Source organism: Schumannella sp. GW821-FHT10F01, assembly GCF_058809295.1.
In genome coordinates this window covers 163,560-180,565 of the sequence record NZ_JBXASM010000001.1, presented here as the reverse complement: position 1 = coordinate 180,565, position 17,006 = coordinate 163,560, and the positions used below count along the sequence as shown (strand labels likewise).

At 73.7% G+C, this 17,006-nt stretch carries 15 protein-coding genes; 9 read left to right on the top strand and 6 right to left on the bottom strand.

From position 1 onward, the window contains the following. Positions 1-44: 44 nt before the first annotated feature. Both AC1RSJ_RS00950 and AC1RSJ_RS00945 read left to right on the top strand, forming a co-directional pair. The gene (locus AC1RSJ_RS00950) at positions 45-377 is read left to right on the top strand and encodes a DUF485 domain-containing protein (RefSeq protein WP_493116442.1); all 333 of its coding nucleotides are present in this window, start codon (positions 45-47) and stop codon (positions 375-377) included. Next, positions 374-2,038, top strand: a complete 1,665-nt coding sequence (locus AC1RSJ_RS00945; protein ID WP_493116441.1) for a monocarboxylic acid transporter — start codon at positions 374-376, stop codon at positions 2,036-2,038. Before AC1RSJ_RS00950 ends, AC1RSJ_RS00945 begins: the two co-directional genes overlap by 4 nt. 122 nt (positions 2,039-2,160) lie before the next feature. On the opposite strand, the gene AC1RSJ_RS00940 is transcribed toward AC1RSJ_RS00945, so the two are convergent. Together AC1RSJ_RS00940 and AC1RSJ_RS00935 are read right to left on the bottom strand one after the other, a co-directional pair. Then, on the bottom strand, positions 2,161-3,069 hold the full coding sequence (locus AC1RSJ_RS00940) for a serine hydrolase (protein WP_493116440.1): 909 nt from the start codon (positions 3,067-3,069) through the stop codon (positions 2,161-2,163). Continuing rightward, positions 3,063-5,030, bottom strand: a complete 1,968-nt coding sequence (locus AC1RSJ_RS00935) for a M13 family metallopeptidase (RefSeq protein ID WP_493116439.1) — start codon at positions 5,028-5,030, stop codon at positions 3,063-3,065. Before AC1RSJ_RS00935 ends, AC1RSJ_RS00940 begins: the two co-directional genes overlap by 7 nt. Positions 5,031-5,087: 57 nt before the next feature. On the opposite strand from AC1RSJ_RS00935, the gene AC1RSJ_RS00930 reads away from it, so the two are divergent. From AC1RSJ_RS00930 to AC1RSJ_RS00905, 6 genes are all read left to right on the top strand, one after another. Continuing rightward, positions 5,088-6,104, top strand: a complete 1,017-nt coding sequence (locus AC1RSJ_RS00930) for an NAD-dependent epimerase/dehydratase family protein (RefSeq protein ID WP_493116438.1) — start codon at positions 5,088-5,090, stop codon at positions 6,102-6,104. Between the two features lie 79 nt (positions 6,105-6,183). Beyond that, complete coding sequence (locus AC1RSJ_RS00925) at positions 6,184-6,558, top strand: YciI family protein (protein ID WP_493116437.1); 375 nt, start codon at positions 6,184-6,186, stop codon at positions 6,556-6,558. Positions 6,559-6,565: 7 nt separating this feature from the next. Beyond that, entirely contained in the window at positions 6,566-7,837 is a 1,272-nt protein-coding gene (locus AC1RSJ_RS00920) for an RNA polymerase sigma factor (protein ID WP_493116436.1), read from the top strand. 9 nt (positions 7,838-7,846) lie between these two features. Beyond that, entirely contained in the window at positions 7,847-9,175 is a 1,329-nt protein-coding gene (locus AC1RSJ_RS00915) for an MATE family efflux transporter (RefSeq protein ID WP_493116435.1), read from the top strand. 127 nt (positions 9,176-9,302) lie between these two features. Continuing rightward, complete coding sequence (locus AC1RSJ_RS00910; RefSeq protein ID WP_493116434.1) at positions 9,303-10,058, top strand: aminoglycoside phosphotransferase family protein; 756 nt, start codon at positions 9,303-9,305, stop codon at positions 10,056-10,058. 173 nt (positions 10,059-10,231) lie between these two features. Beyond that, positions 10,232-11,575, top strand: a complete 1,344-nt coding sequence (locus tag AC1RSJ_RS00905; protein ID WP_493116433.1) for an FAD-binding oxidoreductase — start codon at positions 10,232-10,234, stop codon at positions 11,573-11,575. On the opposite strand, the gene AC1RSJ_RS00900 is transcribed toward AC1RSJ_RS00905, so the two are convergent. The 4 genes from AC1RSJ_RS00900 to AC1RSJ_RS00885 all read right to left on the bottom strand — a co-directional run bounded on the left by AC1RSJ_RS00900 (position 11,572) and on the right by AC1RSJ_RS00885 (position 15,659). Continuing rightward, the gene (locus AC1RSJ_RS00900) at positions 11,572-12,039 is read right to left on the bottom strand and encodes a GbsR/MarR family transcriptional regulator (RefSeq protein ID WP_493116432.1); all 468 of its coding nucleotides are present in this window, start codon (positions 12,037-12,039) and stop codon (positions 11,572-11,574) included. The genes AC1RSJ_RS00905 and AC1RSJ_RS00900 overlap by 4 nt on opposite strands. After that, positions 12,036-13,643: an ABC transporter permease gene (locus tag AC1RSJ_RS00895; RefSeq protein ID WP_493116431.1), complete on the bottom strand. Its 1,608-nt coding sequence runs from the start codon at positions 13,641-13,643 to the stop codon at positions 12,036-12,038. The genes AC1RSJ_RS00900 and AC1RSJ_RS00895 overlap by 4 nt, the downstream gene beginning before the upstream one ends. Continuing rightward, a complete protein-coding gene (locus AC1RSJ_RS00890; RefSeq protein WP_493116430.1) occupies positions 13,640-14,542 on the bottom strand; it encodes an ABC transporter ATP-binding protein in 903 nt (300 codons plus the stop codon). Before AC1RSJ_RS00890 ends, AC1RSJ_RS00895 begins: the two co-directional genes overlap by 4 nt. Before the next feature lie 79 nt (positions 14,543-14,621). Next, a complete protein-coding gene (locus AC1RSJ_RS00885; protein WP_493116429.1) occupies positions 14,622-15,659 on the bottom strand; it encodes a substrate-binding domain-containing protein in 1,038 nt (345 codons plus the stop codon). 112 nt (positions 15,660-15,771) lie between these two features. Here AC1RSJ_RS00885 and AC1RSJ_RS00880 point away from each other — a divergent pair, with 112 nt between their 5' ends. Beyond that, on the top strand, positions 15,772-16,998 hold the full coding sequence (locus AC1RSJ_RS00880; protein WP_493116428.1) for an MFS transporter: 1,227 nt from the start codon (positions 15,772-15,774) through the stop codon (positions 16,996-16,998). The last annotated feature ends 8 nt before the right edge of the window (positions 16,999-17,006 follow it).

The following is a 17,006-nucleotide window of genomic DNA, read 5'->3' as shown; positions in this document are numbered from 1 at the left end:
ATCCCGCGGGGTGCCGGCGCCGCCGAGGACGAGGAGGTCCGCCGGTGTCCGATGCCAGTCCGCGCTCCGAGCGATTCGACGAGGTCGTCGCATCCGAGCGCTTCACCGCCCTGCGACGGCGGCACCGGGGATTCGTGTTCCCGCTCGCCGTGCTGTTCCTGATCTGGTACTTCGTCTACGTGCTGCTCGCGGCCTACGACCACGAGCTCATGGCGACGCCGGTGCTCGGCGACGTCAACGTCGGCCTGCTGCTCGGGCTCGGCCAGTTCGTGACGACGTTCGCGATCACGATGGCCTACGTCGTGTTCGCCAACCGCCGGCTCGATCCGCTCGCGACCGAGCTGCGCGAGGAGCTCGAGGCGGGAGGCACGCGATGACCGCGCTCGCGGCCGCCGGCCCCGCCGGCATCCACGCCGCCGCCTCCGCCGCGGTCGAGAACAACCCGGTGCTGAACATCTGCATCTTCCTGGGGTTCGTGGCCGTGACGCTGATCATCGTGTTCCGCGCCAGCCGGAACAACCGCACCGCCGCCGACTACTACGCCGCCGGCCGCTCGTTCACCGGTCCGCAGAACGGCATCGCCATCTCGGGCGACTACCTGTCCGCGGCGTCGTTCCTCGGCATCTGCGGCGCGATCGCGGTGAACGGCTACGACGGCTTCCTCTACTCGATCGGGTTCCTGGTCGCCTGGCTCGTCGCCCTGCTGCTCGTCGCGGAGCTCATGCGCAACACCGGCCGCTTCACGATGGCCGACGTGCTGAGCTTCCGACTGAAGCAGGGCCCGGTGCGCACCGCGGCCGCGATCACGACGCTCGTCGTCTGCTTCTTCTACCTGCTGGCCCAGATGGCCGGCGCCGGCGGGCTCGTCGCCCTGCTGCTCGGCATCGAGGGGTCGGTGAACGTCGGCATCGTCATCGCGGTCGTGGGCGTGCTCATGATCCTGTACGTGCTCATCGGCGGCATGAAGGGCACGACCTGGGTGCAGATCGTCAAGGCCGTGCTGCTCGTCGGCGGCGCCGCGGTGATGACGGTGTGGGTGCTCGTGTCGAACGGCGGCTTCGACGCGGTGCTCGAGCGGGCGGTCGACACGTTCGGTGCCTCCGACAAGGCGCAGGCGGCGGGTGCCGACGGGGCGGCCATCCTCGCCCCCGGCCTCCAGTACGGCGCGAATCCCCTCGACTTCGTCTCGCTCGCGCTCGCGCTGGTGCTCGGCACGGCCGGGCTGCCGCACGTGCTCATGCGCTTCTACACGGTGCCGACGGCGAACGAGGCACGGCGCAGCGTCGTCTGGGCGATCTGGATCATCGGCGTCTTCTACCTGTTCACGCTCGTGCTCGGCTACGGCGCCGCGGCGCTCGTCGGCCCGGATGCGATCCTCGCCGCTCCCGGCGGCGTCAACTCCGCCGCGCCCCTGCTCGCGCTGCAGCTCGGCGGACCCGTGCTGCTCGGCATCATCTCCGCGGTCGCGTTCGCGACGATCCTCGCGGTGGTCGCCGGGCTCACGATCACGGCCGCCACGAGCTTCGCGCACGACATCTACGCGAACGTCCTGAAGCGCGGGTCCGGCACGTCCGGCTCGGTGGACGAGGTGAAGGTCGCGCGGCGCACGGTCGTCGTCATCGGGCTGGTCGCGATCCTCGGCGGCATCCTCGCGCAGGGGCAGAACGTCGCGTTCCTCGTCGCGCTCGCGTTCGCGGTGGCGGCGAGCGCCAATCTGCCGACGATCCTGTTCTCGCTGTTCTGGCGCCGGTTCACCACCCGCGGCGCCGTCTGGAGCATGTACGCCGGGCTCGGGTCGGCGCTCATCCTCATCGTGTTCTCGCCGGCGGTCTCCGGCGGCGCGACGCCGATGGTGCCGGGCGTCGACTTCCACTGGTTCCCGCTGTCGAACCCCGGCATCGTGTCGATCCCGATCGGGTTCCTGGCCGCGATCGTCGGCACGCTGACGTCGAGGCCGACCGAGGACCCGCACCTTCGGCACGAGATGGAGGTGCGCTCGATGACCGGCTACGGCGCCGAGAAGGCCGGGGAGCACTAGCGGTCCGGATCGCTGAGCCCGTCGAAGCGCCCTTCGACGGGCTCAGGGATCCGAACGGCGGCTCAGGGATCCGGACGGCGGCTCAGGGATCCGAACGACGGCTCAGGGATCCGAACGGCGGCTCAGTGCACGTACTCCAGCAGATCCAGCCCGATCGTGCGCATCGTGTCGAGCACGCGCAGCCGCGACCAGACGTGGGCGTCGTTGAACTGGATCGCGACCGCGTAGGAGACGGCGGTGCGGGGGCCGCGCAGGATTCCCGCCTCGGCGCGCACGCCGGCATCCGATCCGGTCTTGTTCACGAGGGCGACGCCGTGGTCGGGCTCGCGGTGGGCGAGGGGATCGAGCCCGAACGCGCTCGCCACCATCGACAGGTCGGTGTTGAGGGCCAGCCAGCCCATCACCCGGGCCGAGGTCTCCTGGTCGACGACCTCGCCGCGCGCGAGCTTCGCGAACAGCCCGGCGAGCTCGGCCGTGGCGCCGACGGAGAGCTGGGGCGCGTCGTCCGGACCGCGCTCGTCGCGCACCCGGTCGAGCATCGCGGTGCGCATGAGCCCGAGCGACTCGGCGCGCTGGCGCACCGCGGGCAGCCCGAACTGGCGCAGCAGCACGTTCGTCGCCACGTTGTCGCTCACGCCGCCGACGAGCGCCGCGAGGTCGGCGACCGGGAACGACGGCACCTGCAGGAACTGCCACATCCCCGAGTCGCCGACCGAATCGCGCGGCGTCTTCTCGAGGATGCCGAAGCCCGCGAAGTCGCGCTCCGTCAGCCGCGCCGACACCTCGATGAGCAGCAGCACCTTGCCGAGGCTCGCGGTGGGCAGCACGATCCGGTCGTCGATCGACACCAGCGGAGCGCCGGTCTCGAGGTCGATGACCGACGCCGAGACCCGGGCGCCCTGGTAGGCGAGGTCCCCGAGCGAGGTGAACGTGCCGAGGAAGTTCTCCGCCGACTGCGGGGCGCGATGGCGAGGAGCGCGACGGGCGCGCCCGCGCTCTCTGCGTCCCTGCTGGACGACGGCATCTACCAAATCGTGACTCGATCCTCCGGGTCCAGCCACAGCCGGTCGCCCGGCTGGAGGCTGTAGGTCGAGGCGAACACGTCGAGGTTACGCACGATCTGGTTGCAGCGGAACTCCGGCGGCGAGTGCGGGTCGATCGCCATGAGCCGCAGCTGCTCCTCCGGCCTGCGGGTCTCCCGCCAGGCCTGCGCCCAGCTGAGGAAGAAGCGCTCAGCGCCCGTGAGGCCGTCGATCACCGGCGGCTCGGCGCCGTCGAGCGAGAGCAGGTAGGCCTTCCAGGCGATGCCGAGGCCGCCGAGGTCGCCGATGTTCTCGCCGATGGTGAGGGCGCCGTTGACGTGCTGGTCGTCGGCGAGGCCCGCGGGCACGAGCGCGTCGTACTGGGCGATGAGGCTCGAGGTGCGGGTCTCGAACGCGGCGCGGTCCTCCGGCGTCCACCAGTCGGTGAGCCGGCCCTCGCCGTCGTACTTCGAGCCCTGGTCGTCGAAGCCGTGGCCGATCTCGTGGCCGATGACCGCGCCGATCGCGCCGTAGTTCGACGCCGCGTCGCGCGTCTCGTCGAAGAACGGCGCCTGCAGGATCGCGGCGGGGAAGACGATCTCGTTGAATCCGGGGTTGTAGTACGCGTTGATCGTCTGCGGGGTCATGAACCACTCGTCGCGGTCGATGGGCCCGCCGATCTTGCCGAGCTCGCGGCGGAACTCGAACTCCGCCGTCGCCCGCACGTTGCCGAGCAGGTCGCCGGCGTCGACCTCGAGGGTCGAGTAGTCGCGCCACTTCTCCGGGTAGCCGATCTTCGGGGTGAAGCGGCTGAGCTTGTCGAGCGCGCGCTCGCGCGTGGCCGGCGTCATCCACTCCAGCGTCGAGATGCTGTCGCGGTACGCCTCGATGAGCTTCTGCACGAGCGCGTCCATGCCGGTCTTCGCGGCCGGCGGGAAGTGCCGCCCGACGTAGATGCGGCCGACGGCCTCGCCCATCGAGCCCTCGACGAACGAGACGCCGCGCTTCCAGCGGGCGCGGATCTCCGGGGTGCCCGAGAGCGTGGTGCCGTAGAACGCGAAGTTCTCGGCGACGAGCGGGCTCGAGAGGTACGCGGCGGCGGAGCGGATGATCTGCCAGCGCAGCCAGTCCGTCCATGCCTCGAGGCGGTCGGCCGTCAGCAGCGAGGCGAGGCCCTCGGTGTAGCTCGGCTGGAACACGACGACCTCGTCGAACGTGCCGGCGGGCGCGCCCATGGCGTCGAGCCAGCCCTGCAGGTCGGCACCGGCGGCGAGCTCGCCGAGCTGCTGCCAGCTGCGGAGGTTGTAGGTCTTCTCAGCGTCGCGGCTCGCGACGTTGTCCCAGTGGTGGGAGGCGAGGGCGGTCTCCAGCTCGAGGATGCGCGCCGCGCGCGCGGCGCCATCGTCCACGCCGGCGAGGCCCAGCATCCGCTCGACGAACGCGGCGTACTTGCCGCGCAGCTCCGCGTGCTTCTCCTCGCGGTAGTACGACTCGTCGGGCAGGCCGAGGCCGCTCTGCACCACGTGCACGAGGTAGCGCTGCGGGTCGCCGGGGTCGGTGTCGATGTAGAGGCCGTAGAAGCCGCTCGTGCCGCCGCGCTCCAGGCGGCCGACGGCCGGGAGCAGCTCGTCGAGGGAGCCGATGCGGTCCACGTCGTCGAGGAGGGCGCGGATCGGCTCGGCGCCGAGCTCGTCGACCCGGGCCTCGTCGAGGAAGCTCGCGTAGAGGTCGCCCACCTTGCGGGCCTCAGTGCCCGGCTCGGCGGCCTGCGACTCGATGATGATGTCGCGCACCGCCTCCTCCGCCGCCTCGTGCAGCCGGTAGAACGTGCCGTAGCGCGCCTTGTCGGCGGGGATCGGCGTGCGGTCGATCCAGCGCTCGTTGACGTGGCGGAACAGGTCGTCCTGCGGCCGGATGGCGGGGTCGAGCTCGTCGGTCTCGATGCCGGAGGGGAGGGGGGCGTCGGTCATGCCGGGAAGCCTAGCGACGGGGTCCCCCGGCTGGCTGGGGGCCGATACGGTGAGCACATGTCCGGACTGCGCATCCTCTTCATCGGCGGCAACGGCACGATCAGCGCGGCGTCGAGCCGACGCGTGATCGAGCAGGGGCACGACCTCACCCTCCTGAACCGCGGGGTCTCGGCCGCGGCCGCCGCCGACTCCCCCACCGCCCGCGCGCCGATCGAGGGGGCGCACTCGCTGGTCGGCGACGCCGGCGATCCGGCCTCCCTGCGGTCCGCGGTCGAGGGCACCGAGTGGGATGTCGTCGTCAACTTCCGCTCGTTCACCGCGGAGCAGGCCGCCGCCGACGTCGAGATCTTCGCCGGCCGCACGGCGCAGTACGTCTACATCTCGAGCGCCTCGGCCTACCAGAAGCCCGTCGAGCAGCTGCCGATCACCGAGTCGACGCCGCTGAAGAACCCCTACTGGCCCTACTCGCGCGACAAGATCGCGAGCGAGCTCGTCTTCCAGGAGGCGTACCGCGAGCGCGACTTCCCGGTCACGATCGTGCGGCCGAGCCACACCTACGACGAGCGGAGCGTGCCGATCCCCGGCCGCTGGACGGCGATCGACCGGATGCGCCGCGGGCTGCCCGTGCCGATCGTCGGCGACGGCACCTCGCTGTGGACGCTGACCCACACCCGCGACTTCGCGGTCGCGTTCACCGGCCTGCTCGGCAACCGGCGCGCGGTCGGCGACATCTTCCACATCACCTCCGACGAGGTGCTCACCTGGGGCCAGATCTGGAAGATCCTGGCCCGCGCGGCCGGCGCCCCGGAGCCGACCCTCGTGCCGGTCACGGGCGAGCAGTGGGGCACCGAGCGCCCGGACGACCTCGACGGACTGCTCGGCGACAAGATCCACTCGGTGATCTTCGACAACAGCAAGGTCAAGGCCCTCGTGCCGGAGTTCGAGGCGACGACCCGCTACTGGCAGGGGGCGGCCGAGACGATCGCGTGGCACGACGCCGACGCGCGCCGCACGCCCGAGGACCCGGAGATGGATGCCGCGCTGCAGCGGCTGATCGACCGCTTCGGCGTCTGATGTCGAGAACGGCCGCGCGGCTCCGTCTCATCTCCGACAGCGCCGCCGGCCGAGGCGGCGCACCTCAGAAGGAGTCGCCATGAAGTACCTCATCCTCATCCACCAGAACAAGGACGCCCGCGAGCAGTTCGCGGGCTTCCCGGCCGAGGTCCGGGCCGCCGCCATGCAGGGCTACTTCGACCTCAACGCCGACCTGCAGGCCTCCGGCGAGTACGTCGCGGCCGAGGCGCTGGCCGACGACAGCACCTCGACCGTGCTGCGCATGCACGACGGCGCCGCCACGACGACGGACGGGCCCTTCGCCGAGTCGAAGGAGCTGCTCGCCGGCTTCTACCTCGTCGACGTCGCCTCCCTCGAGCGGGCCGTCGAGATCGGCACCCGCATCCCCGAGGTGCAGGCCGGGGCGGCCCAGGTCGAGGTGCGCCCGGTGCTGGACTACAGCGCCGAGGGCTGATCGACCCGTGCCCGGCACGTCAGCGGACGTCGAGGGCCTGCTCCGCGAGCTCGCGCCGCAGGTCCTCGGCGTGCTGGTGCGCCGGTTCCGCACCTTCGACGACGCGGAGGACGCGGTGCAGGAGGCGCTGGTCGCCGCCGCCGGCGCCTGGACCGCCTCCGGCCTTCCCGACTCGCCGCGTGCCTGGCTCGTCACGGCCGCGTCGCGGCGGCTCATCGACGGCATCAGGAGCGACGGCGCGCGGCGGGAGCGCGAAGCGGCGTTCCTGGCCGAACCGGCTCCGGAGCCGAGCGCCCGCGACGACTCGCTCGAGCTGCTCGTGCTCTGCTGCCATCCGGCCCTCACCCCGCCGTCGCAGATCGCCCTGACGCCGCGCGCGGTCGGCGGGCTCACCACCGCCGAGATCGCGGCGGCGCTGCTCGTGCCGGAGGCGACGGTCGCGCAGCGGATCTCGCGGGCGAAGGCCGCCATCCGCCGGGCCGGATCGGCGTTCGGGCTGCCGGAGGACCCGTCCGAGCGGATCGCCTCGGTCGCGGCCGTGCTCTACCTCGTCTTCACCGAGGGCCACGCCGCGACCGCCGGCGAGAGCCTCTACCGGGTGGACCTCACCGCGGAGGCCATCCGGCTGGCCCGGATGCTGCTCGCCGCCGCCGAGGCCGAGCCACGGCTCGCGGCCGAGCGCGACGAGCTGCGCGGACTGCTCGCGCTCATGCTGCTCACCGACGCGCGACGTCCCGCCCGGCTCGACGCGACCGGCGCGCTCGTGCCGCTCGACCGGCAGGACCGCGCGCGCTGGGACCGTGCGCTGCTCGACGAGGGTCGCGCGCTCGTGGTCCGGGCGCTGCGGGACGGCCCAGTCGGCCCGTACCAGCTGCAGGCCGCCATCGCGGCGGCGCATGCCGACGCGCCCGACGCGTCCCGCACGGACTGGGCCGAGATCGTGGCGCTCTACGACCTCCTCCGGGTCGTGGCGCCGGGGCCGGTCGTCGAGTTGAACCGCGTCGCGGCCCTGGCGTTCCGCGACGGGCCGGCGGCCGGACTCCGCGAGCTCGACCGGCTCGATGCCGCCGGGGCGCTCGCGGACCACCGGCGCATCGGCGCGGTGCGCGCGCACCTGCTCGAACGGCTCGGCGACCCGGCCGCGGCCGAGGCGTTCCGCGATGCCGCCCGCCGCACCTCCAGCGGTCCGGAGCAGCGCTTCCTGCTCGCCCACGCCGCCGAGCTCGACGGCGGCCGCGGCCCCGCCGATCCCCCGCCGGGCGGACGCGCTTCGCCCTAGCCTGAGGGGATGCCCGCGCTCCGCTCGTCGTTCGACCGGGAGATCGCGGCGCTCGCCGTGCCGGCCCTCGGCGCGCTCGTCGCGGAGCCGCTGTTCGTCGCGACGGACACGGCGCTGGTCGGGCATCTCGGCTCGGTGCCGCTGGCCGGGCTCGGCATCGCGGGCACGGTGCTGCAGACGGCGGTCGGCCTCCTCATCTTCCTCGCCTACGCGACCACGCCCGCGGTCGCCCGCCGGATGGGGGCCGGCGACCGCGCCGGGGCGATGCGCGCCGGCGTCGACGGGCTCTGGCTCGCGCTCGGCATCGGCGCGGTGCTCGCGGTCGCCGGCGCGGTCGGGGCTCCCGCTGTCGCGGGCTGGTTCGGCGCCGCGTCGGACGTCGTGGCCGCCGCCGTCGTCTACCTGCGGATCGCGGTGTGGGGTCTGCCGGGCATGCTCGTCGTGATCGCCTCCGCCGGGATGTTCCGCGGGCTCCGCGATACCCGCACCCCGTTCGTCATCGCGCTTGTCGGCTTCGCCGCGAACGCCGTGCTCAACGCCGTGCTCATCTACGGCGCCGGCTGGGGTCTGGCCGGCTCGGCGCTCGGCACGGTGCTCGCGCAGACCGGGATGGCCGTCGCGGCGGCCGCCCTGTGCCTCCGGCACGCGCGCCGTGCCGGCGTGACCCTGCTGCCGGGACGCGGCGGCGTGCTGGCCTCGGCGAGCGCGGGCGGCTGGCTGTTCGTGCGCACCCTCTCGCTGCGCATCGCGTTCGTCGGGATGGTGGTCGCCGCGACCGCGCACGGCACGGTGGTGCTGGCCGCCACCCAGGTCGTCTTCACGCTGTTCACGCTGCTCGCCCTCGCCCTCGACGCGCTCGCGATCGCGGGGCAGACGATGATCGGGCACGCGCTCGGCGCCGGCGACCTGCCCGGCGCACGGGCCGTCCTCCGCCGGCTCCTCGAGCTCTCGGCCGTCGGCGGCGCGCTGCTCGGGCTGCTGCTGGCCGCGGCCTCCGGCGTGCTCGGACGGCTGTTCAGCTCCGACCCCGAGGTGCTCGCGGTGCTGCCGGCCGGGCTGCTCGCGCTCGCGGTCTCGCTGCCGCTCGGGGCGCTCGTGTTCGCACTCGACGGCGTGCTCATCGGCGCCGGCGACGCGCGCTACCTCGCGCTCGCGGGCATCGCGAACCTGGTCGTCGTCGTGCCGCTCCTCGTCGCCGCCGCGCTCCTGCCGCTCGACGCCGTCGGCGCGGTGGTGGCCGTGCAGCTCGCGATCTCGGTCGGCTACATGGCGATCCGCCTGCTCACGCTCGGCATCCGCGCGCGGGGCGGACGGTGGGCCCGCCTCGGCGCGGTCTGACCCGGCGGTAGCCCTCCGTTCTGCAGGACGCATCCGTTCTGCAGGACCGGCAGCCGCGCAATCGTGTGGATGGCGCGCGGAACTCCTGCAGAACGGACGCGCGCGGAGGTCGTGCCACGATTGGCGGATGCCGAACGCCGAGCCCCAGCACCTCCACGGCGCCGTCGCGGGCGTCGTGCGCGAGGGCGACACGGTGCTGCGTCCCGCCGGCGCGTGGACGCCGGCCGTCCACGCGCTGCTCGAGCACCTCGCCGCCGCGGGGCTGCCGGGCGTGCCGCGCGTGCTCGGCGTCGAGGGCGACCGCGAGCGGCTGAGCTACCTGCCGGGTCGGACGCTGTCGCCCGACGACGAGGTGTCCGACGACGTCGAGCTGCTCGGCGCGGTGAGCTGGCTCCGCGCGTTCCACGACGCGGTCGCCGACTTCCGTCCCGCGGGCTCCGTCGTCTGGCGCGGGCATCCGCAGGGGGCGGAGCTGCCGGCCGACCGCATCATCTGCCACAACGACCCCGGGCTCTACAACTGGATCGTCGACGGCGGCCGCTTCGCCGGGATGATCGACTGGGACATGGCCGGCCCTGGCGACCCGATCGACGACCTCGCGTTCCTGTGCTGGACCGGCCTGCCGCTGTTCCGCGAGCGCCCGCCGGCCGAGGTCGGCCGGCGCCTCCGCCTCGTCGTCGAGGCGGACGGCCGCTGGACCGCCGCCGAGCTGCTCGACGCCGTCGACCGCCGGATGACGACCGCCGTCGAGCGGATCGCCGCCGGGCAGCGCCGCGGCGACCCGGGCCTGCTGCGGCTGGCGGAGATCGGCGAGCCCGACCGGACCCGCGCGCGGGTCGAGGCGTTCCGCGGGCGGCGCGCCGCGATCGAGGCCGCGACCTAGCCGCTCCGGATCGCCACGACCGGATCCCCGAGCCTGTCGAAGGGCCACCGGATCCCCGAGCTTGTCGAAGGGCGAGGCTTCGACAAGCTCAGCCACCCGCGCTTCGACAGGCTCAGCCGTCCGAGGCCGTTCCGCCCTTCCCCCGTGTCCGACCCCGTGGTTACGGTGTCCACATGTCGCTCGCGCAGCTCCGCGCCGCACTTCCCGACGGCGCCGTCATCACGCCCTCCGACCCCGGCTACGCCGAGGCCGCACGCTTCCACTCCGGCGTCGGCACCCCCGACGTCATCGTCCGTCCGACCGATGCCGGCCAGGTGGCCGAGGCCGTCCGCACCGCCGCCGAGGAGGGGCTCGCGGTCGTCGTGCGGGGAGGCGGGCACAGCGCCTGGGGCGCGGTGGCCGGCGGCATGACGATCGACCTCGACGCGTTCCGCGGCGTGGAGGTCGCCGGCGGCGGCATCGTCCGCGTCGGCGGCGGCGCGATCTGGGGCGACGTCGCCCGCACGCTCCAGCCGCACGGCCTCGCGCTGAGCTCCGGCGACACCGCGTCGGTGGGCGTGGGCGGCAACACGCTCGGCGCCGGCATGGGATGGATGGTGCGGTCGTGGGGCCTCGCCATCGACCAGCTCATCGGCGCCGAGGTCGTCACGGCCGACGGCCGCGTCGTGGCCGCGTCGTCGAGCGAGAACCCCGACCTGTTCTGGGCGCTCCGCGGCGGCGGCGGCAACTTCGGCGTCGTCACGCGCTTCGACTTCCGGGCGCACCCGATCCCGGGCGTCGTGTTCGGCGACATCCGGATCGCGGAGGACGCCGATCTCGCCCCGGTGCTCCGCGCGTGGCGCGATCTGACCCGCACGGCGCCCCGCGAGCTCACCTCGACGTTCCTCGACGTGCCGCCGATGGACCCGAACGCCCCTCCCGGCAGCGCGATCACGGTGTGCTGGGCAGGCGACGACGAGGCCGCCGCACGCGCGGCGATCGCGCCGCTGCTCGACGTGCCGGGTGTGATCGGAGCGGACCTCGCGGTGAAGCAGTACGCCGACGTGCTCATGGACATGCCGGCCGGCGACCCCGACGCCCCGGTGCCGACGATCGTCGACGCGAACGGATTCCTCGCCGAGCTCGACGACGCCGCGATCGACACGCTCGTCGCGATGCACCGGGCGCAGGGCCCGTCGATGTTCATGATCCGCCTGCTCGGCGGCCACTACGCGGAGGTGCCCGCCGACGCGACCGCCATCGCCTACCGCGATGCCGAGGCCTTCGTCGTGACGGCGGCCTTCTCGGCGCCGGGCACGCCCGTGGAGGAGGCGCAGTCGGCCCTCGACGCGGTCTGGCAGCCGGCCGGTGCCCTGACGATCGGGATGTACGGCAACTTCACCAACTCGACCGACCCCGCGATCACCGCTCGGATGTACCCGGCCGCGACGCGGGAGCGGCTCGCCGAGGTGAAGCGCGCCTGGGATCCGCACAACGTGCTGTCGCGCAACCACAACGTGGTGCCGGCGACCGCCTAGCCGCCCGCCGGGGTGTCGCGCTGCGCCCGCCACTCCTCCAGCATCCGCGGCAGCGCGTCGCGGATGTAGCCCAGGAAGTCGCGCATCTCGTCGATGCGGTCGCGGGCGCGCGACCCCTCGGGCAGCCGCGCCACCTCGTCCTCGCTGAGTCGCACGATGTAGTCGTACAGGTCGGGCGACCGGAAGCTCACCGTGTACCAGCTGTGGTCCGCGATCTCCCAGGTGTAGCGGCGCTCGCCCGGCGCACGGTGGCGGCGCACCATCCCGAGCTGCTCGAGGTAGCGCACGGCGCCGGAGATCGCGGCGGCGCTCGCGCCCACCCGCTCGCCGAGCTCCTCCGCGGTCAGGGATGCGGCACCGCTGCCCATGAGCGCCATGAGCACGTTGGCCGGCATCCGCGGGAAGCCCGCTCCGGCGAAGGCGGACGCGACGCGGGCGACGTACTCGGGACTCGCATCCGTCACGTGGTCACCTGCCTCCTCGACATGGCGGCGGTCGCGAGGATCGCGAGCACGACGCCGACCGCCAGCACGATCATCGCAGGGCCCCAGTTGGGGTCGGCGCCGGGGATCTGCGGCGTGTGCTCGAACGGGCTGACGTCGCGCACGGCCTGCTTCAGCCGCAGGATGCCGCCGAGCGGCCCGAGCAGGTAGCCGACCGCGAGCGCGGCCCACGAGATCGCGACGGCCGCGCGGGGCAGCACGGCGAGCGCGAGCGCGGCGATGCCGAGGAAGCACACCACCATCGGCAGCTGGGCGACCCCGGCCGCGAGGCTCGAGCCGAGCCGGTCGGCGCCCTTCCCGGCGGCGAGGAACGACAGGCCGGCGACCAGTCCCGACACCAGGCAGATCACGACGGCCGCCACGACGGCCATGAGCAGGGAGCCGAGCAGCCAGCGCACCCGCGACAGAGGCGCGGAGAGCAGCAGCTCGGCGCGGCCGTCGGCCTCGTCGCCGCGCATCCGGAGCAGGGTCTGCAGCCCGGCGGCGACCGCGACGAGCCCCGCGATCGCCATGATCGCGACGACGAAGGTGTCGACGAGGCTGCCCGCGTCGCCGCCGGCGAGGCTCGACAGCACGTCCCCGACGCCGGCCGTGCTGTCGCCGACCGCCTGCTCGAGCGCGTCGGACAGCGACCCCGCGATGCCGCCGAAGAGCGCGCCGACCACGACCCAGCCGATCAGCGCGGGTCCGGTGAGGCGCCAGAGCAGCCCCACCCACCCGCGCAGCCAGCCGGGCGCGGTCGCCCGCCCGGCGCGCTCGGGCACGAGGCTCGAGCCGAGATCGCGGGAGCGCTGCACGACGACCGCGACCGCGACCGTGACCGCGGCCAGCGCGAGCAGCAGGAGCAGCGGCGCCGGATCCTGCCGCCGGAACGGGCTGACCTGCTGGGCCCAGCCGATCGGGCTGAGCCAGCTCGGCCAGCCGACCGTGCTGACGCCGGTGCGCACATCGCCCTCGCTCAGCGCGTCGCCGACGGCCCGCAGCAGGTACGCCGCGCCGACCAGGGCGACGCCGAGGGTGTTCGCGCTGCGGCTCGTCGGCATCAGCTGGGACGCGAGCACGCCGACGCCGAGGAACGCGACGCCCACCCCGCCGAGGGCGAGGCCCGCGAGCAGCGCCCCGACGGGTTCGAAGCCGAGCGCGACCATCGCTCCCCAGCTCGTCAGCACGACGAGGAGGTCGGCGCCGACCCCGACGACGAGCACCGCCCGGAGCGCGGCCGTCCGCGACACGGGCGTGGAGCCGACCAGCTCGAGCCGCCCGCGCTCCTCGTCGGCCCGGAGCGCGCGCGTGGCGAGGAACGTGCTCATCAGACCGGCGAGCACGGCCAGGAAGCCGAAGATCTGGAAGAACACGAGCGCGCCGGCGCTCTGCCCGTCCGGCAGCCCGCGCAGCGCGAGGATCGTCGGGTTCACCATCACGGTCGCGAGCAGCTTCCCGCGCTCCGCGTCGGTGTCGCCGAACTCGGTCGCGATCGCGTTCGCGCTCACGGACCAGAACAGGGCGAGCACGAGGATCCAGACCGGCAGCTGGATGCGGTTGCGCCGCAGCTGGAACCGGATCACGACGCCGCACTCCCCACGTCATCCCCGTAGTGCCGCAGGAACAGCTCCTCCAGCGACGGCGGCGTGACGGTCAGCCCGGTGACGCCGGCGGCCGCGAGCTCGGGCAGCACGGCCCCGAGCGCCTCCGAGTCGACGCCGAACACGAGCGCGTCGCCCTGCCGCTGCACGTCGTGCACCCCGCCGATCCGCGCGAGCCCGTCGGCGGATGCGCCTGACACGACGCGGAAGCTCGTCCGGGTCAGGTGCCGGAGGTCCGACAGGGTGCCCGACTCGACCGCCCTGCCGGCCCGGATGATCGTCACCCGCTCGCAGAGCCGCTCCACCTCGCTGAGGATGTGGCTCGAGAGCAGCACCGTCGCGCCCTCGCCGCGCACACGCTCCACCTCGCGGCGGAAGACCTCCTCCATGAGCGGATCGAGCCCGCTCGTCGGCTCATCGAGCAGGTAGAGCCGAGCCCGGCGCGCGAACGCGGCGATGAGGGCCACCTTCTGCCGGTTGCCCTTCGAGTAGCCGCGCGCCCGCTTGCCCGGGTCGAAGTCGAAGTCGCGGATGAGGCGGGCGCGGAGGTCCTCGTCGGCGCCGCCGCGCATCCGTGTCAGCAGGTCGATCGCCTCGCCGCCGGAGAGGTTCGGCCAGAGGCTCACGTCGCCCGGCACGTACGCGAGGTCGCGGTGCACCGCCACCGCGTCCGCCCACGGGTCGCGGCCGAGCACGCTCGCCGCGCCGCCGCTGCGGCGCACGAGGCCGAGCAGGATGCGGAGGGTCGTCGACTTGCCGGCGCCGTTCGGCCCGAGGAAGCCGTGCACCTCGCCCTCACGCACGGAGAGGTCGAGCCCGTCGAGCGCGACCGCGCGCCCGAATCGCTTGGTGAGACCGGAGGTCTCGATCACATCGCTCACGGAGCGCGACGATACGCCCGATTCAGGGGTTTGTGAATCATGAAAAGGCGCACTGCCGCCCGCGCTCCGCTCGGGCCGCTCAGAGCGCGGGCGCCGGTCCCGTCGTGGTGCCGACCCTGAGCTCGGCCTGGAACACCCGGCCCTCCGGACGACCGCCCTCGAGCGCGGCCAGCAGCGCGGCACCCGTCGCCCGGCCCTTCTCGGCGGAGGGCTGCCACAGCGTCGTCATGGTGTGGCTCGTGAGCCCGTCGAGTCGCACGCCGTCGAACCCGACGACGCTGAGCTCGCCGGGCACGTCGATGCCGAGCTCCTCGGCGGCGCGCAGCACCCCCACGGCGAGCAGGTCGCTCTGGGCGAGGATCGCGGTCGGCCGCTCGTGCACCGGCACGTCGAGCAGCATCGTCGCCGCCTCCTGGCCGTCCGCGACCGTGCTGCCACGCGTGCTGACCCCGCCGATGCCCGGATACACGTCGCGGGCGCCGAGGATCCGCTCGCGGGTCGTGACGACCTCCGCCGCGGCCTCGCGCTCGGGCGTGAGCGGACGGCAGGTCCGGTCGCGTCCGAGGTTCAGCGTCACGAGGGCGACCCGCTCGTGCCCGAGCTCGCGCAGGTGCCGCGCGGCCGCGGAGGTCGACTCGCGGTTGTCGAGGTCGATCGGGATGACGCCCTCGACGTGCGGCGCCTCGATCGCGACGAGCGGCACGCGTCGGCGCAGCAGCGGCACGAGCGCCGCCTGGATGTCGGAGCTGCAGCCGAGCAGCACGGCCGCGTCGAGCGGCACCGACGCGAGCCGCGACGGGTCGTCGATCGCATCCGGGATGAGCAGCAGCGAGAGCCCGGACGACTGCAGCGCGACCGCGAGGCCGTCGAGCTGCGCGACGTTGACCGGGTCGCGGAACGACGAGCTCAGCGGATCCTCGAGCACGACCGCGACGATGCCGGAGCGCCCGCGGCGCAGGGAGCGGGCCCGCGGATCGGGTCCGGCGTAGCCGAGCGCGGCCGCGGCGGCGAGCACCCGGTCCCGGGTCGCGGGCGCGACCGGCCCGGATCCGTTGAGCACGAGCGACACCGTCGAGTTGGAGACCCCGGCCTCCACGGCGACGTCCGCGAGGCGCACGCGTGCCGGGTACCGGGGTCGCGTTGATCGGTCGTCCATCGGGGGCTACAGTACTCGAAACGATTCGATCGAATCGATTCGACTCTGCCCGCCGACGACGCACGGACATCTCATGAGCACCACTCCCGCCCCCTCGCGACAGCCCTCGGTCCGCGCCTGGCGCATGGCCGTCTTCCTCGTCTTCGCACTCAACGGCGCGGGGATGGCGACCTGGGTGGCGCGCGTGCCGGCGTTCCGCGAGCAGCTGCGGCTGGAGAACGACGCGGTCGGGCTGCTGCTCGTCGGCGTCTCCGTCGGCTCGATCGTCGGCCTGCTGCTCTCCAGCCAGGTCCTGCACGTGCTCGGCGGGCGCCGCGTCATCCTGTTCACCCTCATCGGCCAGTCGGCGGGCCTCGTCATCGCGGGCATCGGGGCGACGTACACGACCTCGTTCGCGGCGGTGTTCGCGGGGCTGCTGCTCTACGGCTTCATGACGTCCACGTGCGACGTCGCGATGAACGTCGAGGGCGCGGGCGTCGAGCACGCGACGGGCAAGACGCTGCTGCCGCTCATGCACGGCATGTGGAGCGTCGGCACCGTGATCGGCGCCGGCATCGGCTCGCTCGCGGCCTTCGCGGACGTGCCGCCGGCGTTCCACCTCGGCGGGATGGCGGTGCTCGTGCTCGTCGCCGCCACGATCGTGACGCGCTCCATCCCGAGCGCCGACGCGGACGCGGATGCCGAGGCGAAACCGCCCCTGCGGGAGCGTCTGCGCATCTGGCGCGAGCCGCGCACGCTGCTCATCGGCGCGATCATGCTCGGCATGGCGTTCGCCGAGGGCGCCGCCAACGACTGGCTGCAGATCGGGCTCATCGACGGCCGCGAGCTCGGGCAGGGCGAGGCCGCCGCCGTGTACGCGGTGTTCGTGACCGCGATGACGATCGGCCGCGTCGTGGGCGGTCCCGTGGTCGACCGGATCGGACGCGTGCCCGCCCTCCGCGGCGCCGCCGTGCTCGCGTTCGTCGGACTGGCGATCGTGATCTTCGTGCCCGTCGTCTGGATCGACATCGTCGCCGTCGTCATCTGGGGCGTCGGCGCGTCGCTCGGCTTCCCGATCGGGATGTCGGCGGCCGCGGACGACCCCGCGAAGGCCGCCGCGCGCGTGAGCGCCGTCGCGACCGTCGCCTACACGGCCTTCCTCGCAGGTCCGCCGATCATCGGCTTCCTCGGCCACGAGGTCGGCGTGCTCAACGCGCTCATCCTGGTGCTCGGCCTGATCGCGCTGTCGCTGCTGGCCACGCCGGCCGCCCGCGAGTCCGGCGTGCGCACCCGGCCGGAGGCGTCCGCCTCCGACGCCTAGACTCGTCG

Bases quoted from the DNA above. Each gene is read 5' to 3' on its own strand.
- AC1RSJ_RS00945 (WP_493116441.1), top strand. From the start codon at position 374: ATGACCGCGCTCGCGGCCGCCGGCCCCGCCGGCATCCACGCCGCCGCC.
- AC1RSJ_RS00935 (WP_493116439.1), bottom strand. From the start codon at position 5,030: ATGACCGACGCCCCCCTCCCCTCCGGCATCGAGACCGACGAGCTCGAC.
- AC1RSJ_RS00930 (WP_493116438.1), top strand. From the start codon at position 5,088: ATGTCCGGACTGCGCATCCTCTTCATCGGCGGCAACGGCACGATCAGC.
- AC1RSJ_RS00925 (WP_493116437.1), top strand. From the start codon at position 6,184: ATGAAGTACCTCATCCTCATCCACCAGAACAAGGACGCCCGCGAGCAG.
- AC1RSJ_RS00915 (WP_493116435.1), top strand. From the start codon at position 7,847: ATGCCCGCGCTCCGCTCGTCGTTCGACCGGGAGATCGCGGCGCTCGCC.
- AC1RSJ_RS00910 (WP_493116434.1), top strand. From the start codon at position 9,303: ATGCCGAACGCCGAGCCCCAGCACCTCCACGGCGCCGTCGCGGGCGTC.
- AC1RSJ_RS00905 (WP_493116433.1), top strand. From the start codon at position 10,232: ATGTCGCTCGCGCAGCTCCGCGCCGCACTTCCCGACGGCGCCGTCATC.
- AC1RSJ_RS00880 (WP_493116428.1), top strand. From the start codon at position 15,772: ATGAGCACCACTCCCGCCCCCTCGCGACAGCCCTCGGTCCGCGCCTGG.